Source organism: Rhodococcus rhodochrous (assembly GCF_014854695.1).
In the GTDB taxonomy this organism is placed as follows: Bacteria; Actinomycetota; Actinomycetes; order Mycobacteriales; family Mycobacteriaceae; genus Rhodococcus.
Genome location: NZ_CP027557.1, coordinates 1,454,843 through 1,472,001 on the forward strand (window position 1 = coordinate 1,454,843; position 17,159 = coordinate 1,472,001).

The window sequence follows — 17,159 nt, forward strand, 5'->3', positions numbered from 1 at the left end:
TCGGTTGGATGATCGACCAACGAGGTGGTTGCGTCTCGAACGTTTTTCTGGAATAGTTCCAGTTATTGGATTTATTCCAGAAAAAGTGGCGACCCGGATGGGGTCGCAGGGGTTGAAGGAGTGATCACATGTTCACCGCCGACCGTCCTCGAGCAGTGACGCTTCCGCCGGTCGTGCTCGGCGGACTGCGGCCTCTCTACCGGCAGATGGTCCGCAACAACGTTCCGGCCGCATCGTTCGAGCACACCGCCGGACGGGCCGTCTTCGACGTCTGCCTGATCGCGGGGGAGCACGGTCCGCAGCTGCAGGTCCGCGCCCGCGACTTCGGGATCGACTTCACGCTCGCGATGACCACGCACTTCCGTATCGCGCCCGTGATGAGCGACGACCAGTACCGCGCACTGTGCTCGGTGCTCGCACCCGGCGCCGAACCGGCACCGGACGTCGTCCTCGACTTCCTGCAGCAGGTGGTCGTGCAGTCGCCCGCGGTGCTCGCGCGGACGCACACCTGCGCTGCTTGAGTCCGAATTTGCTCGTCCTGTGGACATGAGCACACGCTTCGGCAGCGTGTTTCTGTCCGCACGGTGCGCACATCCACCCGAACGCGAACGGCCCGGCAGGAATCCTGCCGGGCCGTTCGGGGTAGTGCGTCTACAGCGAGTCGGGTCTACAGACCGGGGCGCTTGCCGACCGTGAGCGTGACCTCGCCGGTGTGCGCGAAGAAGTCGTTGCCCTTGTCGTCGACGACGATGAAGGCAGGGAAGTCCTCGACCTCGATCTTCCAGACCGCTTCCATGCCGAGCTCTTCGTACTCGACGACCTCGACGTTCTTGATGCAGTCGAGCGCCAGGCGCGCGGCCGGGCCGCCGATCGAACCGAGGTAGAAGCCGCCGTACTTGTGGCAGGCGTCGGTGACCTGCTTCGAGCGGTTGCCCTTCGCGAGCATCACCATCGAGCCGCCGGCGGCCTGGAACTGGTCGACGTAGGAGTCCATGCGACCGGCCGTCGTCGGGCCGAACGAACCCGACGCGAGGCCCTCGGGGGTCTTCGCCGGACCGGCGTAGTAGACCGGGTGATCCTTCAGGTACTGCGGCATCTCCTCCCCGCGGTCGAGGCGCTCCTTGATCTTCGCGTGCGCGATGTCGCGCGCAACGACCAGCGGACCGGTGAGCGACAGGCGCGTCTTGACCGGGTGCTTGGACAGCTCGGCGAGGATCTCCGGCATCGGCCGGGTGAGGTCGATCTTGACCGCGGCGCCCTTGCCGGTGCCCGAGACCCCCGACGTCTCGGAGTCGAGCTGGCTGTCGGTGACCTCGGGCAGGAACCGACCGGGGTTGAACTCGAGCTGCTCGAGGAAGACACCCTCGGGGGTGATCTTGGCCTTGGCCTGGCGGTCGGCCGAGCAGGAGACGGCGATCGCGACGGGCAGCGACGCGCCGTGGCGCGGCAGGCGGACGACGCGGACGTCGTGGCAGAAGTACTTGCCACCGAACTGCGCGCCGATGCCGATCTTCTGGGTGAGCTCGAAGACCTTCTTCTCGAGTTCGAGATCGCGGAAGCCACGGCCGGTGATGGCACCCTCGGTGGGCAGCTCGTCGAGGTAGTGCGCCGAGGCGTACTTGGCCGTCTTGAGCGCGAACTCGGCGGAGGTGCCGCCGACGACGATCGCGAGGTGGTAGGGCGGGCACGCCGCGGTGCCGAGCGACCGGATCTTGGCCTCGAGGAACTGCATCATCGAGTCCGGGTTCAGGATGGCCTTCGTCTCCTGGTACAGGTACGACTTGTTGGCCGATCCGCCGCCCTTGGCCATGAACAGGAACTTGTAGGCGTTCTCGTGGCCCTTCGCGGTGTCCGCGTACAGCTCGATCTGCGCCGGCAGGTTGTTGCCCGTGTTCTTCTCGTCCCACATCGTCAGCGGGGCGTTCTGCGAGTACCGCAGGTTCAGCTTCGTGTACGCGTCGTACACACCGCGCGCGATGGACTCCTCGTCGTCGCCCGGAGTGAGTACCTGCTGGCCGCGCTTGCCCATGACGATGGCGGTGCCGGTGTCCTGGCACATGGGCAGCACGCCGCCGGCGGCGATGTTCGCGTTCTTCAGGAGGTCGAGCGCAACGAACTTGTCGTTGTTCGACGCCTCGGGGTCCTCGAGGATGCTCGCCAGCTGCTTCAGGTGATCCGTGCGCAGGTAATGAGAGATGTCGTGCAGCGCGGTCTCGGTGAGCAGGCGCAGGGCCTCGGGCTCCACCTTCAGGAAGGTGCGGCCGTCGGGTCCTTCGACGGTGGACACCCCCTCGGTGGTCAGCAACCGATACTCGGTGGGGTCTTCCCCGATCGGCAGCAGGTCCTCGTAGAGGAAGTCGGCCATTGTTTCTCCTGGAAGAGGGCTGATGATCGCCGTACACGTTAGCGGCGCCGACGCAAGGCCTTGACAACGGGGCATGTGACGGACTCGACCTGCAGACTGAATGTGACTTGCGTCTCGAGACTTTCGGCGGCGTGTTTATGTCGCCGACGACCGGAAATCCCGGAAGGAAGTCGAGGCCGGAGTGTTCGCCGTCACGGCGGCCGGCAGGCCCCGATCCGTACACTTGACCGGATGTTCGAGAGTTTCCGGAGGGATCGCACGTGACCGTAGAAATCGAACGGTTGCCCTCGCCCGAGACCGGACGCCTGCCGTCGCTGGCCTGGCTTCCCCGTTTCCACGCCTGGATCGATCTTGCCGTCGTGATCGCGGTGCTCGTCACCACCAACCTGATCGCCCACTTCACCACCGCGTGGGCGTCGATCGCGACCGTGCCGATCGCAGCATGCGTGCTGGTCGCGATGATGCGTCGACGCGGCATGCGCTGGTCGGAACTCGGACTCTCACCTCGGCACTGGAAGAAGGGGACGCTCTACTCGGTAGCAGCCGTGGCCCTCGTCCTGGCGGTCGTCGCGATCGGTATCGCCCTGCCGTTCACCAGGCAGTTCTTCCTCTCCGAGCGCTACGCCACGATCTCCGGTGCCCTCGTCGCCTCGATGATCATCATCCCGCTCCAGACCGTCATCCCCGAGGAACTCGCCTTCCGCGGGGTGCTCCACGGAACCCTCGAGCGGGTGTGGGGCGCACGCGGCGTCTTCGCCGCGGGATCCCTGCTGTTCGGCCTGTGGCACGTCGCCTCGTCGTTCGGTCTCACGGCGGGCAACGCCGGCCTCAGCGCCTTCCTCGGCGCCGGACTGCTCGCGCAGATCGCCGGCATCGTCGGCGCGGTAATCGCGACCGCCGCCGCGGGCTTCGTGTTCACGTGGCTGCGTCGTCGCAGCGGCAGCATCCTCGCGCCCATCGCGCTGCACTGGTCGCTCAACGGCGCCGGTGCCCTCGCTGCCGCGCTCGTCTGGCACGCCACACTCAACTGATGGCGCTGGCGGTCTGTCTCCTGTTCGACACCGAGACCGACCGCGCGATCCGGCGACTGTGGGGCCGGCTCGAGGAGAGCGGCATCCCGACCCTGCTCACCCACACGCACCGCAAGCACGTGCCGCACCTGTCGTACGCGGTACTGCGGACCTACGATCCACCCGCCGTCGTCTCGGCCCTCGAGAACATGCCCGACGGGGGACCCGTCCCGGTCTACATCGACACGCTCGGGCTGTTCCGGCGCGGCCGGGCGTCGCTCGTGCCTGCCCCCTCGACCGAACTCGTGCAGCGGCAGGACCGCGTCGTGCAGGTCGTGGAGACGACGGGAGCGGACCTGCACCGCTACTACGTCCCGGGACGCTGGACCCCGCACTGTTCGCTGAGTCCCCGAACCCGGCGCGAGGAACTCGACCGCCTGGGCGCGGTCGTCTACGACGTGCTGCCCATCGAAGCGACACTCGATCGCGCGGTGCTGATCGACACCGCCACCGGCGAGCACACGCCGCTACGGATGATCCCGTGAGGGAAACTCACTCCTCGGGGTTCTCCACCCACGGTCCGTACGGGGGTGGGCCCTCGCTCTGGATCTGCAGGCCGAAGTGCGGACAGTGCTTCCACACGTAGCCGTGCAGGACGTGTTCTTCCGACGTCGCGGTGTTCATCAGGACGAGGTCGCCGCTGGGGCGGTGTTCGAGGGCGAAGCCGGACTCCCGCTGATCGAGAACCCACCATTTCGCAGTGCTCATGTCGGTGTCCTCCGCATGATCCGCTCGGCAGACGCGCACCTCCCACGTTAGCGCGGAAACCGTTCGTGATCGGCCGATTCGGCGATCACGCTCCGCTCAGCGCCCGGGCCGTCGCCTCGTCGGCGGGATAGAACGCCTCGATCGCCAGTTCCGACACCGTCACGTCGAGCGGGGTCCCGAAGAGGGTCGTCGTGCTGAAGAACGACAACTCGCCGGCCTCGGTCCGCAACCGCATCGGCACGACCAGCGAATGCGGTTCGACCTCGTCGACCGGATCGTCGCAGGGATAACCGGCGAGTTCGTCGTACAGGCGCAGCAGGACGGGGTCGGCGGTCGCACCGATCTGGTGTTGCAGCCGGGCGAGCAGATGACCGCGCCACTGCCCGAGATCGACGATGCGCGGCGCCAGTCCCCGCGGGTGCAGGGTCAGGCGCAGCACGTTGATCGGCGGTTCCAGCAGTTCCGGAGCGCACCCCTCGACGAACACCCCGACGGCGTCGTTGGAATCGACCATCGTCCAGTGCCGGTCGACGACGAGTGCGGGAAAGGGGTGGTGCGACGACAGGATTCGCGTGATCGCGTCGGAGATCGCCGCCATCGGCAGGTCGCCGAGGTGATGCTCGGGGTAGACGGGCGCGTGGCTCGCCGCGACCAGGATGGTGTTGCGTTCGCGCAGCGGGATGTCCAGCCGGTCGCTCAGCTTCAGCACGGTCGCTCGTGACGGGCGGGACCGGCCGGTCTCGACGAAGCTGAGATGCCGCGACGAGATGCCGGCGGTGTGGGCCAGGGCGAGCTGGCTCAGGCCGCGGCGCTCGCGCCATGCCCGCAGCAGGGCTCCGGCGTGGGGAGTGTCGACCGTGGTCATGCACCCGACAGTAGAGCCGGCGGGGAACGGTCACCATTACTTCCGGGGTAATCGATTCCGTGCACGACGAGGCGCAGGGTGGTCCCCATGAACGCATACGCAGTGGCTCATCTCCGCAACGTCGACCTCAACGACGACATCGTCCGGTACATCGAGACCATCGACGACACCCTCGCCCCGTACGACGGACGCTTCCTCGTCCACGGCGTCGACCCCGAAGGGATGGAAGGCCCCTTCGAGGGGAACCTCGTGATCATCGAATTCCCCGACGTCGACCGTGCCCGATCCTGGTACGAATCCCCGGAGTACCAGGCGATCCTCCCGCTCCGCACCGAGAACTCCGAGGGATGGGCGGTCGTCGTGCAGGGCACACCGCCCGGCTACCGCGCCACACACTTCCTCGACAAGGTGTTCGGCGCTCAGCGGTAGTTCAGGACAGGATGCCGGCCGCCCGGGCCGGTTCGGCGTAGGCCCGCGCCAGCGACTCCACCGTCTCGTGGGCGTTCAACCCGCTCGGATTGGGCACCACCCACAGCGGGACGTCGTCGATCGTGTCGTCCTGCCGCCCGGCCTTCGCCTTGCGCCGGCCGAAGGCCGCGCGGTAGGCGGTGATGCCCGCGACCGCCACGGCACGAGGGCGGAACTCGGCCACCACGTTCGCCAGATGGCGCCCGCCCTCACGCAGTTCTTCGTCGGTGAGCTCGTCGGCGCGGGCCGTCGCGCGCGGCGCCAGGTTCGTGATGCCGACACCCCGCTCGAGCAGGTGATCGCGGTCGGCGTCGCTCATGCCGGACGACGCGTCGATCAGCCGATCGACGATGCCGGCGCGGAACAGGGCGGGGTAGAAGCGATTTCCGGGCCGTGCGAAGTGGGCTCCCGTTGCCGCGGTCCACAGTCCCGGATTGATGCCGACGAACAACAGGCGGCAACCGGGCGCGACGAGATCGGGGATCACCGCATCGCGGAAGGACTCGAGTTCGGCTCGTGTGAAACCCATCCACCCAAACTAGCCGGAGCGACGCTCAGTCCGGCGGGAGCCAGGCTCCGTGCAGGCCGGCCGGGACACGGATCGGCAGACGGACCCGCGCGATCGGGCCCGACGCCGGGTCGGTCTCGGGGAAGACGAGGAACCAGCTCGTCATGTCCGCCCGGTCGGTCGCGATCGCGCCCCAGTAGCCGCCCGAATCACCCGAGAGATAGGCCGGTTCGCCGGGGGAGAGGGTCTCGTGCGCCCAGACCGATTCGGTTCCGGACGCCACATCGAACCAGAAGAGCGAATCGGCCGCTCCCGCAGGGAGTTTCTGCGGCCTGCTGCGCCCGATGGTCGCGACGACGGAGTGGCCGAGGGTCATCGACCGATCATCGATGCGGGGGAACTCGATGTCGCGTTCGTGCAGAGTCGTGCGGGTGATCCCGTTGCGACCGATCACGGCGCGTCGTAGGACGGACCGGTTCGGACCCGTTTTCTCGGTCAACGCGCCCGGATACGCCCACTCCACGTAGTCGAGTGCGACGTCGCCGTCGGGCAGGTCGAACGCGTTGGCGGTGTGCCACATCCAGAAGGTGTCGGTCGAGAACCACCGCACCTCCCCGCCGTCGCGGGGGACGAGTGCGACACGCGTTCCGCGCTCCGGCTTCCAGTCGAGCGGCGATCCGCCGGAGAAGATCTGCGAGAGGTCGAACACGAGCGGGGCCAGGACCAGAACGACATAGGTCGGTGTCAGCGCCATGTCGTGGATCATCAACGGCCGGTCGACGCCGTCGATCGGGGTCGGCGCGCGCGTCACCGTCCCGTCCGGTGCGACCACCGACCAGGTCAGATACGGCGGGTCGAGCATGTAGCAGAAGGCGACCATCTCGCCGGTGTGCGGATCGATCTTCGGGTGCGCCGTCAGCCCGACCGGCAGGGTTCCGTCGAAGGTCTCGCGTCCGAGCGTCTCGAGGTCGGAACCCAGGGTGTACGGCGGTGACGCCTCGGCCATCGCCATGAGCCGCCCGCCGTGCCGGACGACGTTGATGTCCGGCAGCTCGCGCATGGTGTTCGCGAGGTCGGGCCCGACCTCCTCCTCGGGAGGGAAGTACGGATCGGTGATGCCGGCCCACAGCGCGCGGCCGGCCTTCTCCTCCGCGACGACCTGCGGGGTCCGCACGAACCGGTTCGTGTAGCGGGCGGTGCCCTCGGAGATCTGCACGCGATGGACCATGCCGTCGCCGTCGATCGGGTAGACGTAGTGGCCGATCGGGTCGAAGCGCGGATTGGGTCCGTTGCGGAGATAGCTTCCGTGCAGATCTGCGGGAAGTTCCCCGTCGACCTCCAGCTCGCGGACGTCCACTTCCTCGCGTTGAGGCGCGAACAGGCCACTGAGATGCGGATGGTGTGCCAGATCGACAGGCGCCGGACGTTGCATGGCGACTCGCTTCGGTGGAGGCGAAATTCTTCCGTGGGGAAATCGTAGGACCGGGAAGGGCGATCGGTTCGTGATTCGGCGCGCCCGATCCGGCACCCGCGGACAGGGGCCGTGCATCGGATAGGGTTGTTGCCTACGTGCAGGACCGATAGTGCGGCCGCACGGCCGCGACGTTAGGGGAAGGTGTGCAGCGCCGGAACGCGATCGGAAACTCCGTCCGGAACACCGGAGGTGGCGAGGCCACGTTGCCGCCGTACACGGATCTTCTCTGGCCGACCGTGCAGGCGGTGATCGAGCTCGGCGGATCCGGCGTCATCGAGGAGATCGATTCCGCCGTGATCGCCCGGACCGGACTGTCCGAGGAAGCACGGGCAGTACTCCACGGCGACGGCCCCGGAACGGAGATCGAATACCGGCTGGCCTGGGCCCGGACGTACCTCAAGGGCATGGGCCTGCTGTCGAACACCCGCCGCGGTGTGTGGAGCGTGACCGACCGCGGCCGCGCTGTGCGCGAGTCGGAGATCAAGCCCATGCAGGTCGCGTACACGGCCGAGAAGCGCCGCAAGCGCATGGTGCGGAACGTCTCGCAGGGCGCCCAGGTCGTGCCGCTCGCAGCCGCCCCCGAGGATCCCGAACTGTGGCGCGAACCGGTCCTCGGCGCCGTCGCCGACCTGTCGGAGGACGGTTTCGAACGGCTCGCCACCGCGGTGCTGCGCGCGGCCGGATTCACCACCCTGACGATTCCGGCGCCGGGCGGATCCCACGCCCCCGAGGGCCACGTCGAGGGCACCGGAGTCCTGCGCGTGTCGCTGCTGAGCTTCTCGGTGTTCTTCCGTTTCCTGCGGGCACCGGAGAAGGCGGGTGCCGACGTGGTCCGCGAGTTCCGCGCCGCAATGGTCGGGCGGGGCGAGAAGGGCCTGCTCGTCACCACCGGATCGTTCACCGAGGACGCACGCGCCGAAGCCCACCGGCACGGTGCCCCGCCGATCGATCTCGTCGACGGCGACGGGTTGTGCGATCTGCTCAAGGAGCACGGTCTCGGTGTCCGCTCCACGGTGCGGACGATCGAGGACGTCTCCCTGGTGCCGGCCTTCTTCGCCGAACTGTCCGGCCGCTGACCTCGTAGCGCCGTCGCGATATCGGCTGCCGCGACCTGTCGAATTCCCCGTGTGGCCGGTGGGACACCTGTGATTGTGATGCAATACGGCGGACGTACGGACGGCAATACGAAGGACAGGTGGCGATGACCTTTTCGCGGCGGGACATGTTGCGGTACGCGACGCTCGGATCGGGCGTCGCGTTGATCTCTGCGCTCGGCGCGCCGGGCCTGGCCCAGGGACGCCCGGTGCTCGGGACGATCATCGACTACTCGGCCGCCGTGCCGTCGCCCTCGTCGATCCGCGCCGCCGGCCATATCGGCGCCATCCGGTACGTGTCCGACGCGCGGCCCGACGCGGCGTGGATGCGCGCCAAGCCGCTCACCGGACGGGAAGCGGACGCGCTGGTCGACAGCGGCCTCGAAGTGGTCTCGTGCTACCAGTACGGCAAGGCCGAGACCGCCGACTGGCTCGGTGGTTACGAGGCCGGTCTGAAGCACGCCCGGCGCGGCCTCGACCTCCACTACGCGGCCGGTGGCCCGGAGAACCGGCCGATCTACGCCTCGATCGACGACAACCCGACCTTCGAGCAGTTCACGCTCCAGGTCGTGCCGTACCTGCTGGGCTGGCAGGAAGTGGTCGGCGCCGGAAATCTCGGTGTGTACGCCAACTCGCCGACCATCGACTGGGCGTCGGCGGTCTCCCTCGGGTCCTTCTACTGGCAGCACGACTGGGGCACGCCCAAGGGGTACGTGCATCCGCGGGCGAACCTGCACCAGATCCCGGGCGAGGTCCGGATCGACGGCATCGGCGTCGACATCAACCACGTGCTCACGCCCGACTACGGCCAGTGGTCGCTTGCCGGCAGCGCACCGAGTTCCGCCCCGGGACTCCTGGGAAGTTAGCGCTCGGGTCGGGTCTCGTCGACGGGTCGCACGGAGCGGCCCGGCGGCGGGATGAGGATCGTGAAGACCAGCGCCACCACTGCCGCGCCCACCGCCACCAGGAAGCTGGCGCGGAACCCTTCCAGGGCGGGCACCACGGCGTCGCCGATGCGCTGGGTCATCGCCGCCAGCATCACACCTACCACCGCTGCGGCGCTCGTCGTGCCGATCGACCGCATCAGGGTGTTGAGGCTGTTGGCCGCGGCGGACTCGCGCAACGGCACGGCGCCCATGATGAGCGCGGGCATCGCGGCGTAGGCGAGACCCACACCGGCGCCGATGAGCATCGAGGCGCCGACGATGTGCCAGACCTCCTGGTACCGCACGTACGCCATCAGATAGCCGAGGCCCACCAGTACCGCGCCGCAACCGAGGGTCACGCGAGCCCCGAACCGCGTCGTGATGCGCGCCGAGACGGGGGACAGCGCCATCATGACGAGCCCCGCGGGAGCGAGCGCGATCCCGGCGGTGACCATCGTCTGCCCGAAACCGTAACCGGTCTCCGTCGGCGCCATCAGTAGCTGCGGGAACGCCAGGATGTTCGAGTACATCGAGAAGCCGAGTGCGACCGACGCGAGATTCGTCATGAGGATCGGCCGGCGGGCGGACAGCCGAAGGTCCACGAGCGGTCGCGGTATCCGCAGTTCGTACAGGCCCCAGCCGACGAACACCACGAGTGCCCCGGCGAGCATTCCGAGGGTGGCCGGGGCGGTCCATCCCCAGTCGTTGCCCTTGGTGACCGGCAGGAGCAACAACACGAGGGCGACGGAGAGCAACAGTGCCCCGGCGACGTCGAAGCGTCCCGGATTGCGTTGCGACGACTCGGGCACGACGAACAGGATCGCGGCGATCCCGATGAGTCCGAGGGCCAGCGAGGCGACGAAGAGCATATGCCAGTCGGTCGCCTGGGCGACGAAGGCCGCGGCGGGCAGGCCGATCGCGCCGCCGACACCCATCGTGGCGCTGATGGTGGCCATGGCGCCCGGGAGTCGCCGGGCGGGCAACTCGTCGCGCAGAATCGCGATACCGAGCGGGATCGCGCCCATCGCGGCGCCCTGTAGTGCCCGACCGACCACGAGCGGAACGAGGGTCGTCGCGAGCGCGCAGACCGCCGAACCGAGCACCATCAGCGACAGCGAGGCCAGCAGCATCCGGCGTTTGCCGAACATGTCGCCGAGGCGACCACTGATCGGAGTGACCACCGCGCCGGCGAGCAGAGTCGCCGTCACGGCCCAGGACGTGTTCTCGGGCGTCGCGCCGACGAGCACCGGCAACCGGGGGAGGAGCGGAACGATCAGGGTCTGCATGAGCGCGACGCTGATACCGACGGTCGCGAGGACCGGCACGATCCCGCGCGGGGCAGGAATCTCCCGGGTGGAGAGCGGTGTCTCTACGGCCATGCGGCTCCTCGGTCCGGGGCCGGGGTGACGCGGCCTACGACGACAATTTGTGCGCAATACGAACGACGCTGCCATCGTGTCTAACATGACGGGCCCGTCGATCCCTAGTGACCTTCCGCCTTCCGGTCCTGCGTGGTCGTTCGACCGGCTCCCGGTGTCAGGACTGACAGTGCTTGTCGGGCTCGGATTCGTCGACGGTGATCGAGAGCGGCGGATGCTCGTCGGGTGCGGAATGATCGCCCCGCCACGCCAGCAGCGACCAGCGCGACAGTCCGGACAGCGCCGAGCCGAGACTCGCGAACGACAGTGACGACAACGCCGAACCGAACGATCCGACGGAGCCGATGGACAGGACCGACCCGCAGCTACCGATCGACAGGATCGAGTACGAGGAACCGATCGACAGGATCGACCGCTCCGAGGCGATCGACAGGATCGAGCGGTGAGAGAGGAGCGAACGGCGGGAATTCACGGACGCGGCGCCGGCTCGGTGCCGCAGACGACGCTGCTTCGACGGGATGCGCGACGCGGGGAAGGCCATGCTCCGGTCTATCACGCCCGACAGCGACGGGGGAAGAGACGCGAAGGCCGCCGGGAGAAACTCCCCGGCGGCCTTCGGTACGTTCGACGTGATCTGCGTTCGACGTGATCAGGGCACGGCGACGAGACCCACGGTGGGCAGGAAGGTGCACGAACGCGGATCGGCGCCCTCGTCCTGCGTGGTGATTCCACCGGAGATCACGGCGAGGACCTGACCCGAACCGGTGTCGGCGATCGCGCTCAGCGTGGTCGGGCCGTCGGGGTTGATCTTCGCGTCGTTGGTGAGCGGCTGCGTTCCCGTGCGTCCGTTGGAGACGTTGACCCAGCTCAGGGTGAGCGGCTGCTGCTGTTCGCCGGCGGCGGGGGCGGTGCCCAGCGCGGTGAAGACGAAGCCGGTCTGGCCTGCGGCCGGTCCGGGAGGGGGAAGGTGGGACGGACCCGCGACCGCGAGGGCGGTGCCCACGGAGTCCTGGCTGTCGCCGATGCAACCCTTGCCGATCGTCGGGTAGAGGAACTGCGAGATCACCACGGCGCCGGGCTCGGGGATCTCGGGTCCGCCACCGCCGCTGCCGTCGAGGAAGGTGATGACGCGCTGGAGGGTGCTCTTCACGGACTCGGGGAGCTCGGAGTTCGCGAGCAGTTCCTTGGCCTGCGCCAGCAGGTCGTTCTTGCCGTCGGCCGCGTCGGCGACATCGGCGGGGCCTGCGGCCGCACCGATGATCGCGGGCGCGAGGGAAGCCAGGGCCTCGACCTCTTCGGGGTTCGCCCGGACCCCGGCGAGGAGGTCGGTCAACGACTCGACGGAAAGATCGGCGGGAATCTCGAACCGGGGCAGTTCGACGAGCCCTGCCAGATCCGGCAGCGCGGGTGGCGCCGGTTGCGCGACGGCCTGCGTAGGCACGGCCAATCCCGCGGTGGCGGCGAGTGCGCACAGCGTGAGCACCCGTCGCATTCCTCGAGTACGAAGCACTGTTCCCCATCCTTGTCGTTGAAGCATCCGGTTGTTCGGGACGAACGACCGGATGCTGACGGCTCGAGGGGACACTCTATGGACCCCCCGCACACGGGACAAGCCTGCCGTTTCGGAACGGCGCGCCCATCGCTGGTTCGGGATTCTAACCACGGGGTGTTCCGTCCCTCGGTTCCTGTCGAACATAACGCGTCCGACCTGAGAAGATTGTGACTGTAGATGAAATCGTTACGGGAGTGAACTCCGGTTCGTTTGCATGCCTATCGGAACGGTAATCTCCTTCGCCGGGTCCGGTTCACCGGACGGACGTTCGACGGGAGAGGCCGCACCGTAGTGCCACGAGGGTTTCCTTCGCACCGGATGTGGTGGTGCGCGGCGTTACTGGCGCTGTCCGTCGTCGTCCGGCTCGCCTGGGGATTCATCACTCCCAACGGCATGAACCTCGTCGACCTGCACGTCTACGTCGAGGGATCGGCCGCTCTGCTGCAGGGCGACCTCTACGGGTTCACCTATTCGGAGGACACCCCCGACTTCCCGCTGCCGTTCACCTATCCACCCTTCGCCGCCCTCGTCTTCCTGCCCCTGCACCTGATCCCGTTCGGGGTCCTGGGCGTGGCCTGGCAGCTGCTGACGGTCGCGGCGCTGTTCGCCGTCGTGTGGATCTCCCTCGAACTCGTCGTGGGCGCGCGGGCGCGGAACCGGTCGTGGATCGGTATCGCGATGCTGTGGACGGCTGCGGGCATATGGACCGAGCCGGTACGCACGACCCTCGACTACGGCCAGATCAACGTCTTCCTCGTCCTCGGCGTGATGCTCGCGGCCCGCAGTTCCCGATGGTGGCTGTCGGGTGGACTCGTCGGCGTACTCGCCGGGATCAAGCTCACGCCCGCCATCACCGGGCTCTACTTCCTCGCGCAGAGGCGCTGGCGGGAGGTGGTGTTCTCCGCGGTCGTCTTCGTAGGGACCGTCCTGGTGAGCCTGCTGGTGCTCGGCTCCCAGGCCGCCACCTACTTCGGGTCTCTCTTCGGCGACGCGGACCGGATCGGACCTGTCGTCTCGGTGTGGAACCAGTCGCTGCGCGGAGCGCTGGGTCGTCTCGCGGGTGAGGACGTCGGGCTCGGTCCGGTGTGGCTGGTCGGCGTCGTCGTCTGCGCGGTCCTCGCGTTCGCGGCGTGGCGGTCGCTGGGACCGCTGCCCGACGGAACGCACGACCGTCTCGGCACGCTGCTGATCGTGCAGCTGTTCGGTCTGCTCGTCTCGCCCATCTCGTGGGTCCACCACTGGGTGTGGGTCGTCCCGTTGCTGCTGTGGCTCGTCTACGGGCCACTCGTGCGGTCGCTCGGAGCCCGCATCGTGGCCGCGTGCTGGGCCGCGGTCACGCTGATCGGCGTTCCGTGGGTGCTGAGTACGGCGCAGAACTCGATCTGGGACGTCGAACGTCCCGCTCCGCTCGCCTGGCTCGGCGCCGTCAACGTGGTCGGTGTCCTCGCCGTCTACGTCGTCGTGATCCTCGCCGCCCGGGGACGCGAGGAGCAGGACGAACGGGCGACTACAGACCCGAGCGCCGTGCCTCCTCGTCGATCCGACGCGCAAGAGCCGGATCCGACTCCGTGATGCCACCGGCGGAATGTGTGCTCAACGCGAAGGTCACCTTCCGCCACCTGATGTCGATGTCCGGATGGTGATTCGCCTCCTCGGCGACGACGGCCACCCGGTCGACGAGCGCGATCGCGTCGGGGAAGGTGGGCGCCTCGATGGTGCGGACCAGCGACTGTCCCGCGCGGTGCCAGTGCGGCAACTCGGCGAGCGCGGCGTCGATCTCTCCGTCCGTCAGCAGCTGGGACATGACTCATTCTGGGACGATGCAGGTCATGTCTGCAAGCACATCGTCTGCGAGTACACCGGCGCCCGATGGGCACGTCGTGGCCGGCGCCGTCATCCGGGACCGACGCGTGCTGCTCGCCCAGCGCACGCGGCCCGTCGACCTCGCGGGCCTGTGGGAGTTGCCCGGCGGCAAGGCGGAACCGGGGGAGAGCGTGGAAGCGGCGCTCGTGCGGGAGCTGAGGGAAGAACTCGGTGTCGAGGTGCGCGGTGCGGAGCGGCTCGGGGTCGCGGTGCCGTTGGCCGGAGGCCGCGAGTTGTGTGCCTACAGGGTCGAACTCGTCTCGGGTGATCCCGAGCCGCTGGACCATGCGGCGTTGCGGTGGGTCGACGCGGACGAACTCGAGCAGGTCGATCTCGTGCCGGCCGATCGTGCGTGGATCCCGGACCTACGCGAACATCTGCGGCGCTGAGGTCATACGGCGCATGCCTTGTGGTCAGGCGGCGCGTGCCTTGTCGAGATACTTGCGCAGTTCCTTCTTGCTCAGGCCGTCGTTCTCGACCTTCCTCATGCGCATGACGACGACGGGGCATTTGAGGCACCGCGTCTTCTTACGGCAGCACTTCTTCTTCGGCTTCAGGCCTGCGACCTTGCTCGCCTTCACCTTCCCCATAACGTTCCGCCTGCCTTCCACGGTCCTGCGTGCGGCGAATCCACCGGCGGGCGAAGGTTAGCATCCCCTTACTTGTGAGCCAAGGGGTGCATGTGGTGCCGGATTCGGTGCTTACGTCTCCCGTGGGAGTGTCGAGCGTCACCCCGATCGTCGCCGACCTGCGGGTATCGGATGAGGTAGAAGCGGCGACCGACAAACGGCCTGTAAAGTGTATTGACGGCCGCAGTGCCTGCACGCCGAGAATCGGACGGGGCAGGTAGCTCGCAATCTCGCGTCGCGGCCATCGAGACGAACGCCGTACGGGCGAGGTGCCGACCGGGTCCAGTGCCGTGTGGCCGGACTACAGCCAGGAGAGCTATCGCGTGAGCACCGCTGATTTTCGGAACGTCGCCATCGTGGCGCACGTCGACCATGGAAAGACCACTCTCGTCGACGCCATGTTGCGCCAGTCGGGCGCGTTCGCCGAACGTGCGGAACTCGTCGACCGGGTCATGGACTCGGGCGACCTCGAGCGCGAGAAGGGCATCACCATTCTCGCGAAGAACACCGCGGTGCACCGTCACCACCCGGACGGCACCGTCACTGTCATCAACGTCATCGACACCCCCGGCCACGCCGACTTCGGCGGTGAGGTCGAACGCGGCCTGTCCATGGTCGACGGCGTCGTCCTGCTGGTCGACTCCTCCGAGGGCCCGCTGCCGCAGACCCGCTTCGTGCTCCGCAAGGCGCTCGCCGCGTCGCTGCCGGTGATCCTCGTGGTCAACAAGACCGACCGCCCGGACGCCCGCATCGCCGAGGTCGTCGAGGAGAGCCAGACCCTGCTGCTCGACCTCGCGTCCGACCTCGACGACGAGGCCGCGGAAGCTGCCGAGCTCGCTCTCGAGCTGCCCGTCCTCTACGCCTCCGGTCGTGAGGGCAAGGCGTCGAAGAAGCAGCCCGAGAACGGCCAGGTCCCCGACGCCGAGAACCTCGACGAGCTCTTCGAGGTCCTCATGGAGTGCATCCCCGCACCCAAGGGTGATCCGTCGGCGCCGCTGCAGGCGCACGTCACCAACCTCGACGCCTCCGAGTTCCTCGGTCGTCTCGCGCTGCTGCGCATCCACCAGGGTGAGCTGCGCAAGGGCCAGACCGTCGCGTGGATGCACGCCGACGGCGTCAAGAACGTCAAGATCACCGAGCTGCTCAAGACCGTCGGTGTCGAGCGGCAGCCGGGCGAGGTCGCGGTCGCCGGCGACATCGTCGCCGTGGCCGGTATCCCGGAGATCATGATCGGCGACACGCTCGCCGATCCGGAGAACCCGGTGGCGCTGCCGCGCATCACCGTCGACGAGCCGGCCATCTCGATGGTCATCGGCACCAACACCTCGCCGCTCGTCGGCCGGGTCAAGGGCCACAAGCTCACCGCCCGCATGGTGAAGACGCGGCTCGACTCCGAGCTCGTCGGCAACGTCTCGCTGCGCGTCCTCGACATCGGACGCCCCGACGCGTGGGAGGTGCAGGGCCGAGGCGAACTCGCCCTCGCCATCCTCGTCGAGCAGATGCGCCGTGAAGGCTTCGAGCTGACCGTCGGCAAGCCGCAGGTGGTCACCCGCACCATCGACGGCAAGCTGCACGAGCCCTACGAGGAGCTGACCATCGACAGCCCCGAGGAGCACCTCGGCGCCATCACCCAGCTGCTCGCGAACCGCAAGGGCAAGATGGTCCAGATGACCAACCAGGGCACCGGTTGGGTTCGTATGGAGTTCATCATCCCGTCGCGCGGTCTGATCGGTTTCCGTACCGACTTCCTCACGGAGACCCGCGGCACCGGCATCTCGAACGCCATCTTCCACGGTTACGCGCCGTGGGCCGGCGAGATCCGCGCCCGCCACACGGGTTCGCTCGTCTCCGACCGTGCCGGTTCGGTCACCCCGTTCGCGATGATCCAGCTCGCCGACCGCGGCACCTTCTTCGTCGAACCGGGCAGCGACACCTACGAGGGCCACGTCGTGGGCATCAACCCGCGCGCCGAGGACCTCGACATCAACGTCACCCGCGAGAAGAAGCTCACCAACATGCGCTCTTCGACCGCCGACGTGATGGAGACCCTCGCCAAGCCGATCGAGCTGACCCTCGAGGCAGCGCTCGAGTTCTGTGCTGCGGACGAGTGCGTCGAGGTCACGCCGGAGGACGTGCGCGTGCGCAAGCTGCACCTCTCGCAGACCGACCGTGCGCGTGCGCGGTCGCGGGAGAAGGCCCGTAACAAGTAGTCCAGGTGTGGGGTGGCCCCGGCGAGCGCATGCTGGCCGGGGCCACCC

General features: G+C 68.1%; 19 protein-coding genes. 9 read left to right on the top strand and 10 right to left on the bottom strand.

What is annotated here, in order from left to right:
• Positions 1–128: 128 nt before the first annotated feature.
• Entirely contained in the window at positions 129–521 is a 393-nt protein-coding gene (locus C6Y44_RS06820; RefSeq protein WP_019288027.1) for a hypothetical protein, read from the top strand.
• Between the two features lie 146 nt (positions 522–667).
• Here C6Y44_RS06820 and C6Y44_RS06825 read toward each other — a convergent pair whose 3' ends face one another.
• On the bottom strand, positions 668–2,365 hold the full coding sequence (locus tag C6Y44_RS06825) for a fumarate hydratase (RefSeq protein ID WP_120281847.1): 1,698 nt from the start codon (positions 2,363–2,365) through the stop codon (positions 668–670).
• A gap of 281 nt (positions 2,366–2,646) precedes the next feature.
• Here C6Y44_RS06825 and C6Y44_RS06830 point away from each other — a divergent pair, with 281 nt between their 5' ends.
• Together C6Y44_RS06830 and C6Y44_RS06835 are read left to right on the top strand one after the other, a co-directional pair.
• Positions 2,647–3,396 carry a CPBP family intramembrane glutamic endopeptidase gene (locus C6Y44_RS06830; RefSeq protein WP_085989295.1) on the top strand — a complete coding sequence of 250 codons (750 nt, stop codon included), beginning with the start codon at positions 2,647–2,649 and terminating at the stop codon, positions 3,394–3,396.
• Positions 3,396–3,920 (top strand): 2'-5' RNA ligase family protein, encoded by a 525-nt coding sequence (locus C6Y44_RS06835; protein WP_120281849.1) that lies wholly within the window; start codon positions 3,396–3,398, stop codon positions 3,918–3,920. Before C6Y44_RS06830 ends, C6Y44_RS06835 begins: the two co-directional genes overlap by 1 nt.
• A gap of 7 nt (positions 3,921–3,927) precedes the next feature.
• Here C6Y44_RS06835 and C6Y44_RS06840 read toward each other — a convergent pair whose 3' ends face one another.
• Together C6Y44_RS06840 and C6Y44_RS06845 are read right to left on the bottom strand one after the other, a co-directional pair.
• Positions 3,928–4,143: a hypothetical protein gene (locus C6Y44_RS06840; protein WP_026061451.1), complete on the bottom strand. Its 216-nt coding sequence runs from the start codon at positions 4,141–4,143 to the stop codon at positions 3,928–3,930.
• Between the two features lie 85 nt (positions 4,144–4,228).
• The gene (locus C6Y44_RS06845; protein ID WP_159418912.1) at positions 4,229–5,008 is read right to left on the bottom strand and encodes a helix-turn-helix domain-containing protein; all 780 of its coding nucleotides are present in this window, start codon (positions 5,006–5,008) and stop codon (positions 4,229–4,231) included.
• Between the two features lie 87 nt (positions 5,009–5,095).
• On the opposite strand from C6Y44_RS06845, the gene C6Y44_RS06850 reads away from it, so the two are divergent.
• Positions 5,096–5,437, top strand: a complete 342-nt coding sequence (locus C6Y44_RS06850) for a DUF1330 domain-containing protein (RefSeq protein WP_006550595.1) — start codon at positions 5,096–5,098, stop codon at positions 5,435–5,437.
• Between the two features lies 1 nt (position 5,438).
• On the opposite strand, the gene mug is transcribed toward C6Y44_RS06850, so the two are convergent.
• Positions 5,439–6,005: a G/U mismatch-specific DNA glycosylase gene (mug, locus tag C6Y44_RS06855; protein WP_159418911.1), complete on the bottom strand. Its 567-nt coding sequence runs from the start codon at positions 6,003–6,005 to the stop codon at positions 5,439–5,441.
• Positions 6,006–6,030: 25 nt separating this feature from the next.
• Positions 6,031–7,416, bottom strand: coding sequence for a carotenoid oxygenase family protein (locus tag C6Y44_RS06860; protein ID WP_159418910.1), 1,386 nt, complete (start codon positions 7,414–7,416; stop codon positions 6,031–6,033).
• Between the two features lie 185 nt (positions 7,417–7,601).
• Here C6Y44_RS06860 and C6Y44_RS06865 point away from each other — a divergent pair, with 185 nt between their 5' ends.
• The gene (locus C6Y44_RS06865) at positions 7,602–8,534 is read left to right on the top strand and encodes a restriction endonuclease (protein WP_060651722.1); all 933 of its coding nucleotides are present in this window, start codon (positions 7,602–7,604) and stop codon (positions 8,532–8,534) included.
• Positions 8,535–8,659: 125 nt separating this feature from the next.
• Entirely contained in the window at positions 8,660–9,418 is a 759-nt protein-coding gene (locus tag C6Y44_RS06870) for a DUF1906 domain-containing protein (RefSeq protein WP_174247071.1), read from the top strand.
• On the opposite strand, the gene C6Y44_RS06875 is transcribed toward C6Y44_RS06870, so the two are convergent.
• The 3 genes from C6Y44_RS06875 to C6Y44_RS06885 all read right to left on the bottom strand — a co-directional run bounded on the left by C6Y44_RS06875 (position 9,415) and on the right by C6Y44_RS06885 (position 12,349).
• Positions 9,415–10,857: an MFS transporter gene (locus C6Y44_RS06875; protein ID WP_159418909.1), complete on the bottom strand. Its 1,443-nt coding sequence runs from the start codon at positions 10,855–10,857 to the stop codon at positions 9,415–9,417. The two genes, C6Y44_RS06870 and C6Y44_RS06875, sit on opposite strands and share 4 nt — an antisense overlap.
• A gap of 157 nt (positions 10,858–11,014) precedes the next feature.
• Positions 11,015–11,398 (bottom strand): hypothetical protein, encoded by a 384-nt coding sequence (locus C6Y44_RS06880; RefSeq protein ID WP_120281854.1) that lies wholly within the window; start codon positions 11,396–11,398, stop codon positions 11,015–11,017.
• 108 nt (positions 11,399–11,506) lie between these two features.
• Entirely contained in the window at positions 11,507–12,349 is an 843-nt protein-coding gene (locus C6Y44_RS06885) for an Rv1157c family protein (protein WP_159419303.1), read from the bottom strand.
• Between the two features lie 378 nt (positions 12,350–12,727).
• Between C6Y44_RS06885 and C6Y44_RS06890 the strand changes: the two genes are divergently transcribed.
• On the top strand, positions 12,728–13,981 hold the full coding sequence (locus C6Y44_RS06890) for a mannosyltransferase (protein WP_159418908.1): 1,254 nt from the start codon (positions 12,728–12,730) through the stop codon (positions 13,979–13,981).
• Here C6Y44_RS06890 and C6Y44_RS06895 read toward each other — a convergent pair.
• Complete coding sequence (locus C6Y44_RS06895) at positions 13,917–14,213, bottom strand: 4a-hydroxytetrahydrobiopterin dehydratase (protein WP_006550586.1); 297 nt, start codon at positions 14,211–14,213, stop codon at positions 13,917–13,919. The genes C6Y44_RS06890 and C6Y44_RS06895 overlap by 65 nt on opposite strands.
• A 25-nt stretch (positions 14,214–14,238) precedes the next feature.
• Between C6Y44_RS06895 and C6Y44_RS06900 the strand changes: the two genes are divergently transcribed.
• The gene (locus C6Y44_RS06900; protein ID WP_174247070.1) at positions 14,239–14,661 is read left to right on the top strand and encodes a (deoxy)nucleoside triphosphate pyrophosphohydrolase; all 423 of its coding nucleotides are present in this window, start codon (positions 14,239–14,241) and stop codon (positions 14,659–14,661) included.
• 24 nt (positions 14,662–14,685) lie between these two features.
• On the opposite strand, the gene C6Y44_RS06905 is transcribed toward C6Y44_RS06900, so the two are convergent.
• On the bottom strand, positions 14,686–14,862 hold the full coding sequence (locus C6Y44_RS06905) for a hypothetical protein (protein WP_095092009.1): 177 nt from the start codon (positions 14,860–14,862) through the stop codon (positions 14,686–14,688).
• 362 nt (positions 14,863–15,224) lie between these two features.
• Between C6Y44_RS06905 and typA the strand changes: the two genes are divergently transcribed.
• Positions 15,225–17,111, top strand: a complete 1,887-nt coding sequence (typA, locus tag C6Y44_RS06910; protein ID WP_006550583.1) for a translational GTPase TypA — start codon at positions 15,225–15,227, stop codon at positions 17,109–17,111.
• Positions 17,112–17,159: the final 48 nt, after the last annotated feature.

Bases quoted from the DNA above. Each gene is read 5' to 3' on its own strand.
- C6Y44_RS06860 (WP_159418910.1), bottom strand. From the start codon at position 7,416: ATGCAACGTCCGGCGCCTGTCGATCTGGCACACCATCCGCATCTCAGT.
- C6Y44_RS06885 (WP_159419303.1), bottom strand. From the start codon at position 12,349: ATGCGACGGGTGCTCACGCTGTGCGCACTCGCCGCCACCGCGGGATTG.
- C6Y44_RS06890 (WP_159418908.1), top strand. From the start codon at position 12,728: ATGTGGTGGTGCGCGGCGTTACTGGCGCTGTCCGTCGTCGTCCGGCTC.
- C6Y44_RS06825 (WP_120281847.1), bottom strand. From the start codon at position 2,365: ATGGCCGACTTCCTCTACGAGGACCTGCTGCCGATCGGGGAAGACCCC.
- C6Y44_RS06870 (WP_174247071.1), top strand. From the start codon at position 8,660: ATGACCTTTTCGCGGCGGGACATGTTGCGGTACGCGACGCTCGGATCG.
- C6Y44_RS06895 (WP_006550586.1), bottom strand. From the start codon at position 14,213: ATGTCCCAGCTGCTGACGGACGGAGAGATCGACGCCGCGCTCGCCGAG.
- C6Y44_RS06840 (WP_026061451.1), bottom strand. From the start codon at position 4,143: ATGAGCACTGCGAAATGGTGGGTTCTCGATCAGCGGGAGTCCGGCTTC.
- mug (WP_159418911.1), bottom strand. From the start codon at position 6,005: ATGGGTTTCACACGAGCCGAACTCGAGTCCTTCCGCGATGCGGTGATC.
- C6Y44_RS06875 (WP_159418909.1), bottom strand. From the start codon at position 10,857: ATGGCCGTAGAGACACCGCTCTCCACCCGGGAGATTCCTGCCCCGCGC.
- C6Y44_RS06820 (WP_019288027.1), top strand. From the start codon at position 129: ATGTTCACCGCCGACCGTCCTCGAGCAGTGACGCTTCCGCCGGTCGTG.
- C6Y44_RS06880 (WP_120281854.1), bottom strand. From the start codon at position 11,398: ATGGCCTTCCCCGCGTCGCGCATCCCGTCGAAGCAGCGTCGTCTGCGG.
- C6Y44_RS06900 (WP_174247070.1), top strand. From the start codon at position 14,239: ATGTCTGCAAGCACATCGTCTGCGAGTACACCGGCGCCCGATGGGCAC.
- C6Y44_RS06835 (WP_120281849.1), top strand. From the start codon at position 3,396: ATGGCGCTGGCGGTCTGTCTCCTGTTCGACACCGAGACCGACCGCGCG.
- C6Y44_RS06845 (WP_159418912.1), bottom strand. From the start codon at position 5,008: ATGACCACGGTCGACACTCCCCACGCCGGAGCCCTGCTGCGGGCATGG.
- C6Y44_RS06905 (WP_095092009.1), bottom strand. From the start codon at position 14,862: ATGGGGAAGGTGAAGGCGAGCAAGGTCGCAGGCCTGAAGCCGAAGAAG.
- C6Y44_RS06850 (WP_006550595.1), top strand. From the start codon at position 5,096: ATGAACGCATACGCAGTGGCTCATCTCCGCAACGTCGACCTCAACGAC.